The organism is Caballeronia sp. LZ034LL (genome assembly GCF_031451215.1).
Lineage (GTDB): Bacteria > Pseudomonadota > Gammaproteobacteria > Burkholderiales > Burkholderiaceae > Caballeronia.
Genome location: NZ_JARUXR010000001.1, coordinates 2,065,713 through 2,085,341 on the forward strand (window position 1 = coordinate 2,065,713; position 19,629 = coordinate 2,085,341).

Sequence of the window (19,629 nt, forward strand, 5' to 3'; positions counted from 1 at the left end):
AATCGAAGCCTTAGTTTAGGCGAGCATGCAGGCCTTGTAAATCATAGACTTCCAAATCGCGGAGGTAACGCAAACCTTCCACCGCGGCCCGCGCACCCGACATGGTCGTGTAGTACGTGACCTTGTTGGCCTGCGCGCTCATGCGGATGGAACGCGAGTCGGCGATGGCCGCGCGCGTTTCGTCGACGGTGGTGAACACCAGCGCAATTTCACCGTTCTTGATCATGTCGACGATGTGCGGACGGCCGTCCTTCACCTTGTTGACGACCTTCACCGGAACGCCTGCCGCAGCAATCGCCGCGGCCGTGCCCTTGGTCGCAACGATCGGATAGCCGAGTTCGTGCAGCATCTGCGCGACTTCGACGGCCTTCGGCTTGTCGGCGTCCATCACGGTCAGCAGCACCGTGCCGGACTCCGGCAGACGCGAACCCGCCGCGAGCTGCGACTTGAAGAGCGCCTCGCCGAACGTGCGGCCCACGCCCATCACTTCGCCGGTCGAGCGCATTTCCGGTCCGAGCACCGGATCCACCGCCGGGAACTTGACGAACGGGAACACGGCTTCCTTCACGCTGTAGTACGGCGGAATGACTTCCTTCGTCACGCCTTGCTGCTTCAGCTTCTGGCCGACCATCGCGCGCGCGGCGATCTTCGCGAGCGGCAGGCCCGTTGCCTTCGACACGTACGGCACCGTGCGCGATGCGCGCGGATTCACTTCCAGCACGTAGATGATGTCCTGCTTCGAGCCGTCTTCCTGCGGCACTTGCTGGATCGCAAACTGCACGTTCATCAGGCCGATCACATTCAGCGCCTTGGCCATTGCGGCAGTTTGCCGCTTCAGCTCGTCGACGGTTTCCTTCGACAGCGAGTACGGCGGCAGCGAACAGGCCGAGTCGCCCGAGTGCACGCCCGCCTGCTCGATGTGCTCCATCACGCCGCCGATGAACACGTCGTCGCCGTCGGAGATGCAGTCGACGTCGCATTCGATCGCGTCGTTCAGGAAGCGGTCGAGCAGCACCGGCGAATCGTTCGACACCTTCACGGCCTCGCGCATGTAGCGTTCGAGGTCGCGCGGCTCGTGGACAATTTCCATCGCGCGGCCGCCGAGCACGTAAGACGGACGTACCACCAGCGGATAACCGATTTCCTCGGCCAGCTTGAGCGCTTCGTCTTCGGCGCGCGCGGTGCGGTTGGGCGGCTGGCGCAGGTCGAGATCCTGCAGCAGCTTCTGGAAGCGTTCGCGGTCTTCGGCTGCGTCGATCATGTCCGGCGACGTACCGATGATCGGCACGCCGTTCGCTTCAAGATCGAGCGCGAGCTTGAGCGGCGTCTGGCCGCCGTACTGCACGATCACGCCGACCGGCTTCTCCAGGTCGACGATCTCGAGCACGTCTTCGAGCGTCAGCGATTCGAAGTACAGACGGTCGGACGTGTCGTAGTCGGTCGAAACGGTTTCCGGGTTGCAGTTGACCATGATGGTTTCATAGCCGTCCTCGCGCATCGCGAGCGCGGCATGCACGCAGCAATAGTCGAACTCGATGCCCTGCCCGATCCGGTTCGGACCGCCCCCCAGCACCATGATCTTCTTCTTGTCCGTCGGGTTTGCTTCGCACTCTTCCTCGTAGGTCGAGTACATGTAGGCAGTCTTGGTCGCGAACTCGGCCGCGCACGTGTCCACGCGCTTGTAGACCGGACGCACTTTCATTGCGTGACGCTTCTTGCGCACGTCGGCTTGTTGCGAGCCGGTGAGCTTCGCGAGACGCCGGTCCGAGAAACCGCTCTTCTTCAGATACAGCAGTTCGTCGCGCGTCAGGCTTTCGAGCGTGCGGCCTTCGAGCGCCTTCTCCTTCAGGATGATCTGCTCGATCTGCGCGAGGAACCACGGGTCGATGGACGTCTCTTCGAAGATCTCTTCCATCGTCAGGCCGAGACGGAACGCGTCGCCGAGATACCAGATGCGGTCCGGGCCCGGCTCGCCGATCTCGCGGATCACTTCGTCGCGGCTCGTGGTCTTTTCATCGAGACCGTCGACGCCCACTTCCAGACCGCGCAGGGCTTTCTGGAACGATTCCTGGAACGTGCGGCCCATGGCCATCACTTCGCCGACCGACTTCATCTGCGTCGTCAGGCGCGAGTCCGCTTCGCGGAATTTCTCGAACGCGAAGCGCGGCACCTTCGTCACGACATAGTCGATGGTCGGCTCGAACGAGGCCGGCGTCTGGCCGCCGGTAATTTCGTTCTTCAGTTCGTCGAGCGTATAGCCGCAGGCGAGCTTCGCGGCGACCTTGGCGATCGGGAAGCCGGTGGCCTTCGATGCCAGCGCCGACGAACGCGACACGCGCGGATTCATCTCGATGACGACCATGCGGCCGTCCTTCGGGTTGATCGCGAACTGCACGTTCGAGCCGCCCGTATCGACGCCGATCTCGCGCAGCACCGCCAGCGACGCGTTACGCAGCACTTGATACTCTTTGTCGGTGAGCGTCTGCGCGGGCGCGACGGTGATGGAGTCGCCGGTGTGCACGCCCATCGGGTCGAGGTTTTCGATCGAGCAGACGATGATGCAGTTGTCCGCGCGGTCGCGGACCACTTCCATCTCGTACTCTTTCCAGCCCAGCAGCGACTCTTCGATCAGCAGTTCGCGCGTCGGCGAAAGATCGAGACCGCGACGGCAGATCTCTTCGAACTCTTCCTTGTTGTACGCGATGCCGCCGCCCGAGCCGCCCAGCGTGAACGACGGACGGATCACGGTGGGATAACCGCCGCTGCCCGTGGCCTCGGCGATCTGCGCTTGAACGGCGAGCGCTTCTTCCATCGAATGCGCGATGCCCGACTTGGCCGAACCGAGGCCGATCTTGGTCATCGCTTCCTTGAACTTCTGGCGGTCTTCCGCCTTGTCGATGGCTTCCGGCGACGCGCCGATCAGTTCGACCTTGTACTTTTCCAGCACGCCGTGATGGAACAGGTCCAGTGCGCAGTTGAGCGCGGTCTGTCCGCCCATGGTCGGCAGGATCGCGTCAGGACGTTCCTTCGCGATGATGCGCTCGACCACTTCCCATGTGATCGGCTCGATGTAGGTGACGTCGGCCGTGTTGGGGTCGGTCATGATCGTCGCGGGATTGCTGTTGACGAGAATGACCTTGTAGCCCTCTTCCCTCAGCGCCTTGCAGGCCTGCGCGCCCGAATAGTCGAACTCGCACGCCTGGCCGATGATGATCGGGCCCGCGCCGATGATGAGAATGCTCTTGATGTCTGTGCGCTTCGGCATAACTGTGCTCTGTGATGTTCTTTATGCGGTGACCTTCGTCGACTCCATCAGCTTGATGAAGCGGTCGAACAGATACGCGATGTCGTGCGGGCCGGGCGACGCTTCCGGATGGCCCTGGAAGCAGAACGCGGGCTTGTCGGCGAGGGCGAAGCCCTGCAGCGTGCCGTCGAACAGCGAGACGTGCGTGACCTTGGCGTTGGCGGGCAGCGTCGCGGCATCGACTGCGAAGCCGTGGTTCTGCGACGTGATCACCACGCGGCCGTCGTCCATGTCCTTCACCGGATGGTTCGCGCCATGATGGCCGGTCTTCATCTTCATGGTCTTCGCGCCGACCGCGAGACCCATGATCTGATGGCCGAGACAGATGCCGAAGGTGGGAATGCCCTTCGCGATGAACTCGCGCGTCGCGGCAATGGCGTAGTCGCACGGTTCCGGGTCGCCCGGGCCGTTCGACAGGAAGATGCCGTCCGGATTGAGCGCGAGCGCGTCGGCGGCGGTGGACTGCGCCGGCAGCACGGTCACGTGGCAGCCACGCTCGGCGAGCATGCGCAGGATGTTGTACTTGACGCCGTAATCGAACGCGACGACGCGGAACTTCGGCGCTTCCTGCTTGCCGTAGCCGCTGCCGAGACGCCATTCGGTCTGGGTCCACTCGTAGCTCTGTTCGGTCGATACGACCTTCGCGAGGTCCATGCCCGCGAGACCCGGGAACGAGCGCGCGAGGCCGAGCGCCTTCGATTCGTCATCGCTGCCGGCAAGAATGCAGCCGTTCTGGGCGCCCTTCTCGCGGAGGATACGCGTGAGCTTGCGGGTGTCGATGCCCGAGATCGCGACGACGCCTTGCGCCTTCAGGTAATCGGCGAGAGTCTGTTCGGAGCGGAAGTTGGAGGCGAGCACCGGCAGGTCGCGAATGATGAGGCCGGCGGCATGGACTTTGGTGGCCTCGACGTCCTCGGCGTTGACGCCGTAGTTGCCGATGTGCGGGTAGGTCAACGTGACGATCTGGCGGGCGTAGCTGGGATCCGTGAGGATTTCCTGATAGCCGGTGATGGCGGTGTTGAAGACCACTTCGCCGATCGTCGAACCGGGAGCGCCGATCGATTGACCACGAAAGACCGTGCCGTCGGCAAGTGCGAGAAGTGCGGGGGAAAATGACGGCAACACGGGAAGCTCCTTGGGGAACACCCTGTTACCGACCTGTCTGTCCGAAATTCAGGCTTGGCTTCCCGCTGCCCGAGGTACTCGGGCACTCGAGGCGCTCAAGGCGCGCGGGTTTCCTTCGCACAGTGACGGCGGCGGCTCGCGAGGCGCGCATCGCGGCTTGGACCGGCTCGCTCGCGCGCGGCAAGCGGGGTTTCGAAGCAGGCGAAGGGCGGCGTGCGGCGCGCGCTGGCTGGCGCAGCGAACGACGGTGAATGGGAGGTAGGCGCTAGGGTGCGGGTTGAAATGCTCAAACCTTCGAAGTATAGCGTGGAACAGCCATCTTCGCCAGATTCCGGATGCGTCCAGCCGCCCGGACGAGCCCTGTCATGAAAGCGGCTGGGGCGCTTCGGCGTCGTCCTTGCGCATCGTCCGGCCTGGCAGAAAGTACCAGACCGCGCTCGCCGCCTGCAGCGCGATCAGGCCGATCCACACGGTGACGTGGGCCGTCGCCGGATAGCGGCCGCCGTCGGCATGCCACAGCGACAGCATCGCGCCGACGCCGACCTGAAAGCCGAAGATCAGCAGGAAGATCACGAGCGTAAGCGTGGTATGCACCCGCCCGATCAGGTGCGGCGCGAAGTATTCCGCGGCGACCGCATAGCTCAGGATGCCCGTACCGCCGAAAAACCCGTACGCCGCGAGCAGGACGGACGGCGGGAGCGGCACGCGCAGCACCATCAGGATCTGCGTGGCGACGTACAGCACCATGCCGGTGCCGCAGAACGCGTACACCGACACGCCGCGCCGCTCCATGCCGCGCGCGGCCACGCCGAAACCGACGCAGCCGAGCATCATCGCCAGACCCAGCACGGAAACCAGCGCCGCCGCATGCGGGGGCGTGAGATCCATCACGTCGAGCAGGAAGGGGCGGATCCACAGCGACTGCATCGCGAAGAAAACGCCTTGCGTGACGACCGAAAACGACGCGAGCTTCCAGAACACGCCGCTTTTCAGGATGCTCCAGGTGCCCCGGAACTGCGTGATGACGTCGGCGCGCTGGTGCGGGTCGGTTTCCCCCCGGGCCGGCGCGCAGAGCAGGATCGCCGCCGCGACCACGAGTGTGAATGCCACGAGGCCGAAGCACACTTCCCGCCACGTCGCGACGTGCAGCAGCGACGCCAGCGGCGCCCCGACGACAACGCCGCCCAGGCCGCCGACCGCCATCGTGAAGCCGTTCACCATCGGCAGGCGGGCGAGCGCGAAATGTTGCGCGGAGGCCTTGAAGGCCGCGCTCAAACACACCGACACGCCGACGCCGATCAACAGCCGCCCGATCATCAGCCCCACGATGCCGTGCGCTGCGCCGAACACGCCGATGCCCGCCGCCGCGAATACCAGCATGCCGGCCGTGACGCGGCGCGGCCCGAAGTGATCGAGCAGCACGCCGACAGGAATCTGCGCAACCGCGAAGCCGATGAAATAGAGCGAGGTCAGCAGACCGAGATCGGCGGCGGAGAGGCCCAGGTCGTGGGTGATCAGCGGGGCGAAGCCGAGATTGACGCCGCGGAACACGTACGAGACGAAGTAGCCGGCGGCAAACAGGAAAAAGACGCGAAGACGAACGGAGGACAGCATGTGGAACGGGTATTTCCTGATTCTTCTGGACCGCCAGTGTAATCGGGGCCGGCAAAAGAAAACGCCGTCACCTTGGTGACGGCGTGGGATAGCGCTTCGGCGACTCGCGCCTGAAGCTACTTCTTCTTGCTGGTCTTCGTGCTCGTGGCAGCGTGCTTGACGGTGGTTTTCGCGGCGGCCGGCTTGGCTGCCGACACCTTGGTCACCTTGCCCGACGGATGCGCAGGCGCCTTGCCGCGCGACTTCGATTCCGGCACGCGCGTGCCGATCTTCGACACCCCGCCCGACGAACGGCTCGACGCCGCCACCGTCTCGACGCGCACCGGACCCGGCTCGGCCGGCACCGGACGGCCGTACGGCACGTGCAGCACGACCACCTGCCCCGGCATGAACATGTCGCCGCGGGTGCGGTTCCAGGATTTCACCTGCGAGGTGGAGACGTCGTAGCGGTCGGCCAGCGTCGACACAGACTGCTTGCGGCGCACGCGGATCACGAGCCGGCGCGTGTCGGGCACGTCGCGCTCGACGGCCAGCGTCGCGTTCGCGGCGACATCGGCGCTGATGTCTTCGTCGTCGTCATCGGTGCGCGGCACGACGATCGTCGAGCCCGGCTTCAGGCGCATGCCCGCCGGAATGCGGTTGACCGACATCAGCGTGTCCGCGTCCACGCCGATCTTCTCGGCGATCGCAGTGGGGCGCGCCCGCTCGGTGACCGTGTACGTGGTCCACGACGACAACGGCCCCGAATACGACGTCAGATTGCGCTGGAACGAAGCGGCGTTGTCGAACGGCAGCAGGATCTGCGGGTTGGTCGCGCCGAGAATCACCGGCTTCGCGAACGACGGATTGAGCGAGCGGAACTCCTCGACGCTCATACTGGCGAGCTTCGCGGCCATCGTCACGTCGATGTCGCGCGCGGTCGTGACCGTCACGAAATACGGGTGGTTCGGGATGTCCGGCAGCGTGAGCCCGTACATCTGCGGATTGCTGACGATGTTCTTCACCGCCTGCAGCTTCGGCACGTAGTTCCGGGTCTCGTTGGGCATGCGCAGACTTTCGTAGTCGGTCGGCAGGCCCGCGGCCTCGTTCCGCGCGATCGCGCGCTGCACGTTGCCCTCGCCCCAGTTATACGCGGCGAGCGCGAGATGCCAGTCGCCGAACATGTCGTGCAGACGCGAGAGATAGTCGAGCGCGGCGCTGGTCGAGGCCAGCACGTCGCGGCGCTCGTCCTGCCACATGTTCTGCTTGAGGTTGTAGTCGCGGCCGGTGCCCGGCACGAACTGCCACATGCCAGCGGCCTTCGCCACCGAAAGCGCCTGCGGATTGAACGCCGATTCGATGAACGGCAGCAGCGCCAGCTCGGTCGGCATGTGCCGCTGCTCGAGCTCCTCGACGATGTGATACAGGTATTTCTGCGAACGCCCCGTCATGCGCTCGACGTAATCCGGGCGCTGCGCGTACCAGTTGACCTGCATGTCGACCAGGTCGCTCTGCAGATCGGGAATCTGGAAGCCCGCGCGGATGCGGCTCCAGAGATCGGCGGAACCCACCAGCGAGGTGACCGGAGTCTTGTCGACGTCGATGGTTTCCTTGGCGGCCGCGGTGCGACGGATGGTATCGGCTACTTTCTGTTGCTGTTGCTCGGAAGCTGTGGCGGGTGTGTTGACAAGAGGATCAGACGCCGTCGGCCCTTGGCTCGCGCACGCGGCGAGCATCAGGACGGACAGCGCGCTAAGAATTAGTCGCATGGAACGTCTCGGCTTCCAAAGGATGAGGCTTGGAAATTTGCAGCCGATGGTACGGAACCACACCAAGGACGTCAATAAAAACGCACGCGAAAGCCCTGCAAAATCCGCGATCTAACAGCGTTTCCAACGTTTCGGATTAACTTGACCCGAAAAAACCGGGTCAGCGGAACTTATCCTTCCAGCCGCGCATCATGCGAAACGCCTCCAGCCGGTCCGCCACCGGCGCGCCGAATTGCTCTTCCAGACGCGTGTGGATGGCCGGAACGTCCGCGCGCAGGAACGGATTCACCGCCTTTTCGTGCGCGAGGGTGGTCGGCAGCGTCGGCTTGCCGGAGACGCGCAAGGCCTGCGCGGCGGCGTCCCAACGCGAGAGCGCGTCGTTGTCCGGCTCCACTGCGCGCGCAAAGCGGATGTTGGACAGCGTGTACTCGTGCGCGCAATGCACCTGGGTGGTGTCCGGCAGCGCGGCAAGCGCGTCGAGCGAGGCGAGCATCTGCTGCGGCGTACCCTCGAACAGGCGGCCGCAGCCGCTGGCGAACAGCGTGTCGCCGCAAAACAGATGCGGCGTGCCGTGCGGATCGGCCGCCTGGAAATACGCGATGTGGCCGGCCGTATGGCCCGGCACGTCGATGACGGAGAACGCGAGCGCGGGGTGCGCGATGTTCACCGGGTCGCCGCCCGAGAGGCGCTGCGTCAGATGCTCGATGCGCTCGCTGGCCGGGCCGTAGACCGGAACGCCGCCCTCGGCCGATCGGCGATCGAGCAGCGCTTTCACGCCGCCGACATGGTCCTGATGATGGTGCGTGAGTAAAATAGCGGTCAGCCGCCAGCCGCGTTTGGCGAGATACGCCTCGACGGGCGCGGCGTCGCCCGGGTCGACCACCACTGCATCGCGGCCGTCCGAGACGAGCCAGATGTAGTTGTCCTCGAACGCCGGCACCGGCACGTATTCCAGTGCACCTTGAGCTGGCGAGCTTCCGTCAAGCGATTCCATAGCGATCATCTATGCGTCAACCCGAACATGTCTGACCGAGCGATTATAGACTGGCCCACCTGGACGAGCTCTGCGCCCGGGCGCTACGTGCTCGACTGGGAGCAGGCGCAGCTCGATCACGTGGTGTCCGACATCTTCGGCTATCACGCGCTGCAGCTCGGCATGCCGCAGCTCGACGCCTTGCGCGAGAACCGCATGACCGGGCGCGCGCTCGTGCTCGACGCGGAAAGCGCATCCAGCGCGCCGTACACCCCGCCGCGCGCCACCACGCCCGGCGTCAGCGCCCTGCCCGCCGCCAGCGCGCCCGACGGCCGCAGCACCGTCTGGTGCGACCTGCTCGACCTGCCGTTCGAAGCGCAGAGCGTCGACCTGCTGGTGCTGCCGCACACGCTGGAATTCTCGCCGGATCCGCACCGCCTGCTGCGCGAAGCCGAACGCGTGCTGCTGCCGGAAGGCCAGTTGATCATCCTCGGCTTCAATTCGCTGAGCCTGTGGGGCGCGCGGCAATCGCTCGGCAAGGTGGCGGGCCGGCCGTTCGTGCCGTCGGCGCACGAGATGATCGCGTTCACGCGCATCAAGGACTGGATCAAGCTGCTCGGCTTCGACCTTGAACGCGGCCGCTTCGGCTGCTATCGTCCGCCGCTCGTCACCGACAAGTGGCTGCAACGCTATCAATTCATGGAGCCCGCCGGCGACCGCTGGTGGCCCATCTTCGGCGCGGCGTACATGATCACGGCCGTGAAGCGCGTGCGCGGCATGCGCCTGATCGGCCCGCGCAAGCTGAAAAAATCCGCGCTCGCCACCGGCCTCGCGCCGGTCGCCGCTCCGCATACGCGCAACGAGACTTCCATCGAGCCTTGATGACTGACGAATCTGCATCGAACACCGTAATCGACATCTACACGGACGGCGCCTGCAAAGGCAATCCCGGTCCCGGCGGCTGGGGCGCCCTGCTCCGCTTCGGCACGCTGGAGAAGGAACTGTTCGGCGGCGAAGCCGCGACCACCAACAACCGCATGGAGCTGATGGCGGTGATCGCCGCGCTCGAAGCCCTGAAGCGTCCGTGCCAGGCCGTGATCCACACCGATTCGCAATATGTCCAGAAAGGCATCAGCGAATGGATCCACGGCTGGAAGAAGAAGAACTGGATGACCGCCGCCAAGACGCCCGTCAAGAACGCCGACCTCTGGAAACGGCTGGACGCACTCGTGGCGCAGCATCGCATCGAATGGCGCTGGGTCAAGGGACACGCGGGCCATCCCGAAAACGAACGCGCCGACGCGCTCGCCAATCGCGGCGTGACCTCGCTCGCCGACAGCTAATCCGCAGCACGAATCACCGAATCCAAGACATCCCATGCGCCAACTGATACTGGATACCGAAACGACCGGCCTCAATGCACGGACCGGCGACCGGATCATCGAAATCGGCTGCGTCGAGCTGGTCAATCGACGGCTCACCGGCAACAACCTGCATCTCTACGTGAATCCGGAACGCGACAGCGATCCCGGCGCGCTCGCGGTGCACGGCCTGACGACCGAGTTCCTCAGCGACAAGCCGAAGTTCGCCGAGATCGCGGCGCAATTGCGCGACTTCATCGCGGGCGCCGAACTGATCATCCACAACGCGCCCTTCGACGTCGGCTTCCTCGACGCGGAGTTTGCGTTGCTCGGCTTGCCGAAGGTGAAGGAGACGGTGGGCGGCGTGATCGATTCGCTCGCGCAGGCCAAGCAGATGTTCCCCGGCAAGCGCAATTCGCTCGATGCGCTGTGCGACCGGTTCGGCATCAGCAACGCGCATCGCACGCTGCACGGCGCGCTGCTCGACTCCGAACTGCTCGCGGAGGTGTATCTGGCGATGACGCGCGGGCAGGAAAGCCTCGTCATCGACATGCTGGGCGAACAGCCGGCGGCGGGCGCGTCCGCCACGCCGCGCGAAGCCTTCGACGATCTCGACCTGCCGGTGATCGCGGCAAGCGCGGACGAACTGTCGGCGCATGAGGCCGTGCTCAACGAGCTCGATCGGGCCATCAAGGGCACGAGTGTATGGCGCGTGGAACCCGCGCCGGCCTCGGCGGAAGGCGATGCAGTCGCTGCGTGATTATTTTCGGATTTGCTTAAAGAGGGGCTAGACGAGATGCGGAACGCCTGACATAATCTCGTCTCTCTTCGGGTGGTTAGCTCAGCGGTAGAGCACTGCCTTCACACGGCAGGGGTCACTGGTTCGATCCCAGTACTACCCACCAGGATTCTGGTGTTGGTAAAGACAAGCACCGAAGATCAAAAAGGCTCAGGTTTAACGACCTGAGCCTTTTTTCATTTTCGCGTCGTCATCATCCGCCCGACGACGCCCAGATCCCGCGCGCCATGCCGCTCGCCGCGATCACCATGATCATCACGAGTCCCGCTTCCAGATCGCTCATCCACGCGAAACGGCGGGCGCGCGTGAGATCGATCGGCCCGCCCTGCGCCAGCGCCACGCGCCAGCGGATCAGCGCGAGCATCGGCGACACTTCGATCAGCAGGATCACGACAAGCGCCGTCATCTTCAGGTGGAATAGCGGCTCGTGCAGATAGTAGGCCGCGCCCTTCTCGAAGCCGCCGAAGGCGCGCATCGCGCCGGTCACGATCAGCACGATCGCCGTGATGCCCCAGACCGTGTCGGAGCGGAAGACATCGCGCAGACGAAGTTCGTTGGCCTGGACGGACTGCGTGGCGTCGAGCCGCCGCAACGCACGCGCGCGCGCCAGCACGGAGCCGAGCGCGAAACCGAAACCCAGCAGATGAAGCGCGGCCAGCATCCAGCGTATCAGCATGCTTTCCTCCCACTGCAACAGAACAAGGCGAAAGACGTGTACGTACTTGCGGCGAGGCGAGGTAAGGCGAGTTCAGGCGGCGCGCGTCAGATCTGGCGCAAGGTCGTATCGAGCGAGCGGGCGGCCTGGCGGTCGCTTTCACGCGCGATCGGCGCGCGAAACACCGTCGTGCGATTGTGCCCTGCCGCGGCCGGCGAGTCCCACAGCAATTCGACTCGGGCGCGCCGCGCGAACAGGCCGCGCCGCGCCTCACCGCGCGCATGGACGGCGGGCGTGGCGGGTTCGGTGACGGGCGCGAGCAGATTGCCCGACGGCGCGGCACGCTCGGACGGCTCGGCCCACTTGAGGGAAAGTTCGCGCGCATCGTACTGGCCGAGCTTGCGGCTCTCGGCCCAGACGACAGCGGTGCGCGTCACGGGATCGAGCGAAATGGCGTAGCGGCCGATGGCAAAGCGGCGCGCCGCGATATTGGTGCGCCAGAGCGCACGCGGACGGCAGATCCACATGACGACCGCATACAGCGCGGGGCCGACCAGCAGCCAGCCGTTCGTCTCCGTGAGCGCATGGATGAAGCTGCGTCCGCCGGACGCCCAGATGAAGGCGCCGACCGAGAACATCGCGAAACCGAAGGTCAGGAGCGCGAGCAGACGCAGCGCCTGCCGCAGCCATTGCGGCAGCGGATGGAGCGGCCGCTCGAGACGCGCTTTTGCGCCGGGCAACACGACCAGCAGGAAGATCAGCACGACGTTCACGCACGCCCACGGCGACGAGGTCATGGCGCGCAGCGAGGACAGATAGCCCATCTGCGACATCGATAACGCCCAGCGCGCCGCCAGCACCAGTCCGATGGCGCGCAGTGCGAAGACCGTGCCGGCGCCGGGTGCGGGGCTCGCGCTGGTTTGCCTGGTTCTCGCCAAAAGAAACTCCTGTCCACGTACGATGCTGGGCTGCTCCGCGCATTGCGAAGTCCGGGCCATTATAGGGAGATTACGGATCTCGTCAGAGGTTTCCACGAGCGTAGCGCGGTCTGGCGCTCCAAGAACCTTGCCGTGCGCTCCCGACTGTGTCTGATTACGACAACGCCCCGCGTGCCTTGAGGCGCGCGGGGCGTTTTTTGCAACTTACACCGCACCCGGGTGAACCCGGGCGGCGCCCGTTTAGCTGGCGTTGACTTCGCGCAGCACGGTGCGACGCTTCTGACGCAGCATCTCTTCGTACACGCTGACGTAGTTCGCAGCCATCACCTTCGATGAGAAGCGCGCTTCGAACGCAGCGCGGACTTTCTCGCGCGGCAGCGTGTCGAGACGCTTCACGGCGGCGATCGCGCTGAGTTCGTCTTCGACGACGAAGCCCGACACGCCGTTCTCGATCACTTCCGGCACCGAACCGCGATTGAACGCGATCACCGGCGTGCCGCAGGCCATGGCTTCGATCATCACCAGGCCGAAGGGCTCCGGCCAGTCGATCGGGAACACCAGCGCATGCGCGTTGCCGAGGAACTCGCGCTTTTCGGCTTCGCCGATTTCGCCGATGTACTCGACGTGCGGGAGCGCCATCAGCGGCTTGATCGTTTCTTCGTAATAGGCGCGGTCAGCCTTGTCGATCTTGGCGGCGACCTTGAGCTTCATGCCTGCCTGTCCGGCGATGCGGATCGCGCGGTCGAGGCCCTTCTCCGGCGAAACACGGCCGAGGAACGCGAGGTAGCCCGGCTCCACGTTGGGGATCGGCGTGAGCACGTTTTCCGGCAGACCGTGATACACGGTCGACAGCCAGTTGGCCTGTTGCAGCGGCTGACGCTGGTTGTCCGAAATCGAGATGACCGGCACGTCCTTGAACGTGTTGAAGATCGGCTGCAGTTCGGGCAGGTCGAGACGGCCGTGCATGGTCGTCAGGAACGGCACCGGCTGGCGCGCGAACAGCGAGAAGGGGTAATAGTCGATGTGGAAATGCAGCACGTCGAATTCTTCGGCGCGGCGGCACACTTCTTCGAGCAGCAGCATGTGCGGAGCCATCACGTCGCGGATGGTCGGGTCGAGGCGCAGTGCCTGCGGCCAGAATGCTTCGAGCTTGGCGGACGTCTGCGAATCACCGCTCGCGAAGAGCGTGACATCGTGTCCGGCTTCCACGAGTGCCTCAGTCAGATAAGACACCACGCGCTCCGTGCCGCCATACAGCTTCGGCGGAACAGCTTCGTGGAGGGGCGCGATTTGAGCGATTCGCATGTCGTGAAACTCCTAATGAAAGGTCAGGCTAAAAACTACAGTCGTTTTGACGTCGGGAGCGAATCGCTCGGCTCGGGCGAAGCTTTCCGCGGCGCGTGGGCCGCGGCGCAAAGGCTGATGCTCGAGTGAAGAAGCGGGGTCGCTGTTCACTGGTTCCTGCGCGGTCGATCGGACAAAGCAAGTGCAGTTCCATATCTCAAATATGCCGCGCGCCTGCAATTAACGCGCTTGCAACTGGACGGTTGACGGCAACTTGCAAAAAGCTGTCTACGGCCTAGGGAGAAACCCGGAGCGCATTATGGAGCTTTTTACACGCGCGCAGCGGCAGTCATTTCAACTTATTTACGTTGTTACAAGAGGGATACATTTTGCAAACCCCTGTTTATTAAGGTTGTTCTACATTGGAGGACGCGTTTTACAGGGCCTTCGGTCCGGGCAGTGCGGCATGGCTGCCCTGGAGGCCACGTCAGCCGAAGATTCGCTGCAAAGTCCGGCGCTGGCGCGCCACGTGCTTTTATCGCTGCTGGTCTCGCCTCTCGCTGTTGTCGGGCGAGCGATTGGGCGCAAAAAGTTGCCCAAAGTACTTACAATGCCCGCCGACGCCCTATGCCGGACAGACGGTGAACCGGACATAGGTCGGCGAACAATCATCGGCGGACAATCGGCGCTGTCGATACCGATGGAGCGCCACCCGAATTACCGCCGCAGCGATGTTCGGCCGCCCACATGGGCCGGATATCGGCGGCCCGAAGACGCCTTGCCCGTCCGCGATACTGGCTACAATCCAGTGATGGAGACGGCGCAGCGTCGCTTGATTGACGTCGGTCGCCCCGTGGCGGGCCAGATTTCGAAAGCCGCGGAAGTTTCAGCGGACGTGCCCGAAGGCGCAACACGCTCAACCGCTCTACGACCAAAAAAGACCATTGGACCAACTCACCGTCTCCCAGCGTAACGCGTACAACGCGAAGCTCTCGAGCTACGCGCATCATCCGCTCGCGTTCCTGATGCGCTACATCCGCCGGCATCCCGTCGCCCATGCGATCGTGCTCTTCAGCGTGTTCGCCGCGGTGGGCTGTGCCCTCGCCTCGCAATACGCGATCAAGCATCTGATCGACGTGCTCGGGCAGGGCCGCGGACACCCCGGCCCGCTGTGGGGCGCGTTCATGATCCTGGTGGGCCTGATCGCCGCCGACAACCTGCTATGGCGGGTCGGCGGCTGGGTGGGCGCCCATGTGTTCGTGATCGTCACCGGCGATCTGCGCAAGGATCTCTTCTCCTATCTCTCCGGCCACTCGCCCACCTACTTCTCCGAGAAGCAGCCCGGCATGCTCGCCAGCCGGATCACCGCGACCTCGAACGCCATCTACACCGCCGAAAACGTCATGGCGTGGAACGTCCTGCCGCCGTGCATCGCGGTGCTGGGCGCCATCGTAATGATCGTCTCGGTGAATCCGTGGATGGCCGCCGGCCTGATGACCGCATCGCTGGTCCTGGCGTTGATCCTCTATCGCCTCGCCAAGCGCGGCTCGGCGCGGCATCACAACTTTGCGTCGAAGGCGGCGTCGGTGGATGGCGAACTCGTCGACGTGATCGGCAACATGTCGCTGGTGCGCGCGTTCGGCATGACGTTCCGCGAGCAGAAACGCTTCGGCTCGACCGTGAAGGCCGAAATGGTTGCGCGCCAGCAGAGCCTGCTGTATCTCGAAAAACTGCGCCTGTTCCATGCGGTCGTCACGGCGATCCTCTCCGCCGGCCTGCTCGGCTGGGCCTTGTGGCTGTGGTCGAAAGGCCAGGCAACCTCGGGCGACATCGTGCTGGTCAGCTCGCTCGGCTTCACCATCCTGCACGGCACGCGCGACTTGGCCGTGGCGCTGGTGGATGTCACGCAGCACGTCGCGCGTCTCGCCGAAGCCGTGCAGACGCTGCTCGAGCCGCATGGCATGCCGGATCGCTCGGACGCGACGGAACTCGTGCCGCAAGGCGGACGCGTCGACTTCGAAAACGTCACGTTCGCATATCCGCGGCGCCGGCCGATTCTCGACAACTTCCATCTGCATATCGAGCCGGGCCAGCGCGTCGGGCTGATCGGCAAGTCGGGGGCGGGCAAGTCCACCGTGCTCGCGCTGCTGCAACGTTTCTACGAGACCCAGAAGGGCAGCATCAGGATCGACGGCCAGGACATCGGCTCGATCACGCAGGACAGCCTGCGTCATTCGATCGCGCTCGTGCCGCAGGATATCTCGCTGTTCCACCGCACCGTGTTCGAGAACATCGCCTACGGCCGGCCCGAGGCGAGCCGCGAGGAAGTGCTCGCCGCCGCCCGCGAGGCGCGCTGCACGGACTTCATCGAGGCGATGCCGGAAGGTTTCGATACGATCGTCGGCGACCGCGGCGTCAAGCTGTCCGGCGGCCAGCGCCAGCGCATCGCGATCGCACGCGCCATCCTGAAGAACGCGCCGATCCTGCTGCTCGACGAAGCGACCTCCGCGCTCGACAGCGCGTCGGAAGAAGCGATCCAGCAGGCGCTCGACCGCCTGATGGTGGGCCGCACGGTGATCGCGATTGCGCACCGTCTGTCGACGTTGCAGAACTTCGACCGCATCATCGTGATGAGCGCGGGCAAGGTCATCGACGACGGCTCGCCGCAGGAACTGCGCGAGCGTCCGGGGCTGTATCGCGAGCTGCTCGCGAAGCAGCACGGCAAGCTGCCGTCGATCGTCTCGACGCCGCACAAGCAGCCCGCCTGAGCGGGCTTGTCCCGCCCCAGCGGGCCTCAGCCCGCGTTGAGGTCGCGCAGGAAGTTGTCGCGCCAGACCGAGACGTTGTTGTCGCGCAGCTGCTGCATCATCTCGTTGTAGCGCGCGCGGCGCTCGGCCAGCGGCATCTTGAGCGCCGTGGCGAGTGCTTCGGCCATGCCGTCGATGTCGAGCGGATTCACGATCAGCGCGGCCGTCAGTTCGCGCGCCGCGCCCGCGAACTGCGACAGCACCAGCACGCCGGGATCGTCCGGATCCTGCGCCGACACATACTCCTTCGCCACCAGATTCATGCCGTCGCGCAAGGGCGTGACGAGGCCGACGTGCGCCTCGCGGAACAGCGCGGCGAGCACCGGCCGCTCGTATTGCCGATGGATGTAGCGGATCGGGGTCCAGTCGAGCTCGGCGTAGCGCCCGTTGATGCGGCCCGACTCCGCTTCCAGTTGCAGGCGGATGTCGCGATAGGCGTCGACGTCCGAGCGCGTCGGCGGCGCGATCTGCAGGAACGACACGTTATTGCGCTGATGCGGATCGTGTTCGACCAGGCGTTCGAACGCGCGAAACCGCTCGACCAGACCCTTCGAATAGTCCAGCCGGTCGACGCTCATCACGAGCTTGCGATGATGCAGCGTTGCCTTGACGATCTCAACATCGCGCCCGCTTTCGCCGTCTTTCGCCAGCGCGGCGATTTCATCGGGATAGACGCCGATCGGATACGCCGCCGCGCGCAAGCTCTGCCCGAACGCGCGAATGACGGCGGGCTGCGTGGCGTTGCGCGTGACCGCGCCGCCCGCCTCCGTCACGATGTATTCGCAGAACGCCTGCAGATCGGGCTCGGTCTGGAAGCCGAGCAGATCGAACGCGCATAGCGCTTCCATCAGCTCGCCATGCCGCGGCACGGCAAGCAGGATCTGCGGCGCCGGAAACGGAATGTGCAGGAAGAAGCCGATGCGGTTCGTCACGCCATGCGCCCGCAATGCCTGAGCGAACGGAATCAGGTGGTAGTCGTGGACCCAGATGACGTCGTCGGGCTTGAGCAGCGGCGCGAGCTGCGCGGCAAGCCAGCGGTTGACGCGGCAATAGCCGTCGAATTCGTTGCGGTCGAACTCGATCAGGTCGGGCCGATAGTGGAACGCCGGCCATAACGTCGCGTTGGAAAAGCCGCGGTAGTACTGATCGTAGTCGCGCCGCGACAGACCGATGGTCGCGAACGTCACCGGTCCGTGTTCCTCGAGCTTGATACCGGGCGGGGCGTCCGTGGGTGAAGACAGCACGTCGCCGCTCCAGCCGAACCACATGCCGCCGGTTTCCTTGAGCGCGTCGTACACGCCGACCGCCAGGCCGCCCGCCGCCGGGCCGCCTTCGGAGATCGGCGCCACCCGGTTCGACACGATGATGAGCCGGCTCACGCGTGCTTCCCCGCCGTGCCCGAGATGACCTGCAGCCAGTCGAGCAGCAGTTCGACCGACTCGATGCGCGCCCGCGCAACGGTATCGCCGGGACCGACCTTGACCGAGAGGCCATCGAACTCGTTGACCACCGCGAAGCCTTTCTCGTCGGTGAGATCGTCGCCGATGAACACGGGCCGGCGTCCGGTGAACGGCGGCTCGGCCAGGAACGCGCGCACGGCGCGGCCCTTGTCGACATCCTTCGGCTTGATCTCGTAGACCATCTTGCCCGGTTGCAGCACGTAGGCGTCGGCGTATTGCTGCACGAGACGCTCGGTCGCGGCGCGCGCGGCGGGTTCGCGTTCGGCCGCATTGCGATAGTGCAATGCGAGCGCCGCGCCCTTGATCTCGAGCAGCATGCCGGGGTTCGCGCTCACGACCTTCTCCAGCTCGTGTTCCATGCGCAGCAGGCGTTCGTCGTTGAAGCCGATGCGCTGCAGGTCGCCGTTGGCGTCGCGCCGTTCCGCGCCGTGCATGCCCGCGACGGGCAGGTCAGGCATGTGCAGGAAGGAATCGATATTGTCGATGCCGCGCCCCGACACGACCGCCACCGCGCCGTTGGTCGCGCGCCTGAGCGCCGCGAGGATGTCGGGCACCGAACGCGGCACGAAAATGCCGTCCGGCGTGGAGGCGAGTTCGACCAGCGTGCCGTCGAAATCGAAGAAAAAGGCGGTCTCGGCGAGCGAGAGGGAATCAGGGAGAATTTGCATCGATCTTGGGCCTGGTGTTTGGCTGGCGACACCCTGGACAGACGCCGCCAGACATGCGCGAAGTGTGGGCATCTTACCGCCTGAGGGCTTTCGGGCGAGCAGGCCGTTATCTTACAAATGCCGGCGCAGGGTCTTTCAGCGCGCTTTAAACGTGCTTGAAACGTGCGGCAAATCGTCTCGAAAAAGCCGGGGCGACGCGATGTTTTGCCGGTCATCAAGCAAAAGGCGTGTATTTTGCGACGTTGTCCTCGAATCATCCTGCAAGACGAATCCCGATGCACGCTTCGTTCCCAGCCTTTCTTGTCCGGCGCTTCATCGTCGCCGTTTTGACCCTGTGCGCGCTCGCCGCCTGCTCGAAGCCCGCCGAACCCTGGCATCTGACCGATGTATCGGGCCATCTGCCCGACCTGGACTTCTCGCTCGTCGATGACGGCGGCCGGCCCGTCACCGGCGAGTCCTTCGCGGGCCGGACCACGCTGGTCTACTTCGGCTACACGCATTGTCCGGATGTCTGCCCGGAAACCATGGCGCGGCTGATGCAGGTGCTGGAGCGCGTCGGTCCGGACGCGGACAAGGCGCGCATCGTGTTCATTTCCGTCGATCCCGCGCGCGACACGCCCGCACTGCTGCGCTCGTATGTGCGCGCCTTCGACGACAAGCATGCCGTCGGCCTCACCGGCACGGACCGCGCCATCGAGCGGGTCGCGCAGCGTTATCGCGTGGCGTATCAGATGGAAAAGCGCGCACCGGACGGCGCGTACGAGGTCACGCACAGCTCCGCCGTCTACATCTTCGACGCCGCAGGCCACGCGCGACTGCTCGCCACCGAGCAGGATTCCGCGGACGCCATCGCGACCGATCTGAAACGCGTGATCGACGCGAAGGCTTCCTGA

15 protein-coding genes and 1 tRNA gene are annotated in these 19,629 nt (G+C 64.9%); 6 read left to right on the forward strand and 10 right to left on the reverse strand.

The genetic code is table 11. The annotated features are described in order from the left end of the window. Positions 1 to 10 precede the first annotated feature (10 nt). The 5 genes from carB to gloB form a co-directional block, all read right to left on the reverse strand. Complete coding sequence (gene carB / locus QCE83_RS09500; RefSeq protein ID WP_309809069.1) at positions 11 to 3,265, reverse strand: carbamoyl-phosphate synthase large subunit; 3,255 nt, start codon at positions 3,263 to 3,265, stop codon at positions 11 to 13. A gap of 21 nt (positions 3,266 to 3,286) precedes the next feature. After that, complete coding sequence (carA, locus tag QCE83_RS09505) at positions 3,287 to 4,429, reverse strand: glutamine-hydrolyzing carbamoyl-phosphate synthase small subunit (protein WP_309809072.1); 1,143 nt, start codon at positions 4,427 to 4,429, stop codon at positions 3,287 to 3,289. 363 nt (positions 4,430 to 4,792) lie between these two features. Further along, positions 4,793 to 6,043 (reverse strand): MFS transporter, encoded by a 1,251-nt coding sequence (locus QCE83_RS09510; RefSeq protein WP_309809074.1) that lies wholly within the window; start codon positions 6,041 to 6,043, stop codon positions 4,793 to 4,795. Positions 6,044 to 6,159: 116 nt separating this feature from the next. After that, positions 6,160 to 7,791 (reverse strand): transglycosylase SLT domain-containing protein, encoded by a 1,632-nt coding sequence (locus QCE83_RS09515; RefSeq protein WP_309809076.1) that lies wholly within the window; start codon positions 7,789 to 7,791, stop codon positions 6,160 to 6,162. A 160-nt stretch (positions 7,792 to 7,951) separates the two neighbouring features. After that, positions 7,952 to 8,794, reverse strand: coding sequence for a hydroxyacylglutathione hydrolase (gene gloB, locus QCE83_RS09520; protein WP_309809078.1), 843 nt, complete (start codon positions 8,792 to 8,794; stop codon positions 7,952 to 7,954). A gap of 18 nt (positions 8,795 to 8,812) precedes the next feature. Between gloB and QCE83_RS09525 the strand changes: the two genes are divergently transcribed. From QCE83_RS09525 to QCE83_RS09540, 4 genes are all read left to right on the forward strand, one after another. Next, positions 8,813 to 9,646, forward strand: a complete 834-nt coding sequence (locus QCE83_RS09525; protein WP_309809079.1) for a class I SAM-dependent methyltransferase — start codon at positions 8,813 to 8,815, stop codon at positions 9,644 to 9,646. Then, positions 9,646 to 10,107: a ribonuclease HI gene (rnhA, locus tag QCE83_RS09530; RefSeq protein WP_309809081.1), complete on the forward strand. Its 462-nt coding sequence runs from the start codon at positions 9,646 to 9,648 to the stop codon at positions 10,105 to 10,107. Before QCE83_RS09525 ends, rnhA begins: the two co-directional genes overlap by 1 nt. Before the next feature lie 34 nt (positions 10,108 to 10,141). Then, positions 10,142 to 10,885 (forward strand): DNA polymerase III subunit epsilon, encoded by a 744-nt coding sequence (gene dnaQ, locus QCE83_RS09535; RefSeq protein WP_309809083.1) that lies wholly within the window; start codon positions 10,142 to 10,144, stop codon positions 10,883 to 10,885. Between the two features lie 70 nt (positions 10,886 to 10,955). Next, positions 10,956 to 11,030 (forward strand) — tRNA-Val (locus QCE83_RS09540). A gap of 87 nt (positions 11,031 to 11,117) precedes the next feature. Here QCE83_RS09540 and QCE83_RS09545 read toward each other — a convergent pair. From QCE83_RS09545 to QCE83_RS09555, 3 genes are all read right to left on the reverse strand, one after another. Next, entirely contained in the window at positions 11,118 to 11,600 is a 483-nt protein-coding gene (locus QCE83_RS09545; protein WP_309809084.1) for a DUF2214 family protein, read from the reverse strand. An 86-nt stretch (positions 11,601 to 11,686) separates the two neighbouring features. Further along, positions 11,687 to 12,517, reverse strand: coding sequence for a hypothetical protein (locus QCE83_RS09550; protein WP_309809086.1), 831 nt, complete (start codon positions 12,515 to 12,517; stop codon positions 11,687 to 11,689). 240 nt (positions 12,518 to 12,757) lie between these two features. After that, positions 12,758 to 13,822 carry a glycosyltransferase family 4 protein gene (locus tag QCE83_RS09555; RefSeq protein ID WP_309809089.1) on the reverse strand — a complete coding sequence of 355 codons (1,065 nt, stop codon included), beginning with the start codon at positions 13,820 to 13,822 and terminating at the stop codon, positions 12,758 to 12,760. Between the two features lie 923 nt (positions 13,823 to 14,745). Between QCE83_RS09555 and QCE83_RS09560 the strand changes: the two genes are divergently transcribed. Then, the gene (locus QCE83_RS09560; protein WP_309809090.1) at positions 14,746 to 16,569 is read left to right on the forward strand and encodes an ABC transporter ATP-binding protein; all 1,824 of its coding nucleotides are present in this window, start codon (positions 14,746 to 14,748) and stop codon (positions 16,567 to 16,569) included. 26 nt (positions 16,570 to 16,595) lie between these two features. On the opposite strand, the gene otsA is transcribed toward QCE83_RS09560, so the two are convergent. Together otsA and otsB are read right to left on the reverse strand one after the other, a co-directional pair. Further along, positions 16,596 to 17,987, reverse strand: coding sequence for an alpha,alpha-trehalose-phosphate synthase (UDP-forming) (gene otsA, locus QCE83_RS09565; protein WP_309809092.1), 1,392 nt, complete (start codon positions 17,985 to 17,987; stop codon positions 16,596 to 16,598). Then, positions 17,984 to 18,736 carry a trehalose-phosphatase gene (gene otsB, locus QCE83_RS09570; protein WP_309809095.1) on the reverse strand — a complete coding sequence of 251 codons (753 nt, stop codon included), beginning with the start codon at positions 18,734 to 18,736 and terminating at the stop codon, positions 17,984 to 17,986. The genes otsA and otsB overlap by 4 nt, the downstream gene beginning before the upstream one ends. A 275-nt stretch (positions 18,737 to 19,011) precedes the next feature. Here otsB and QCE83_RS09575 point away from each other — a divergent pair, with 275 nt between their 5' ends. Further along, entirely contained in the window at positions 19,012 to 19,629 is a 618-nt protein-coding gene (locus QCE83_RS09575) for an SCO family protein (RefSeq protein WP_309809097.1), read from the forward strand.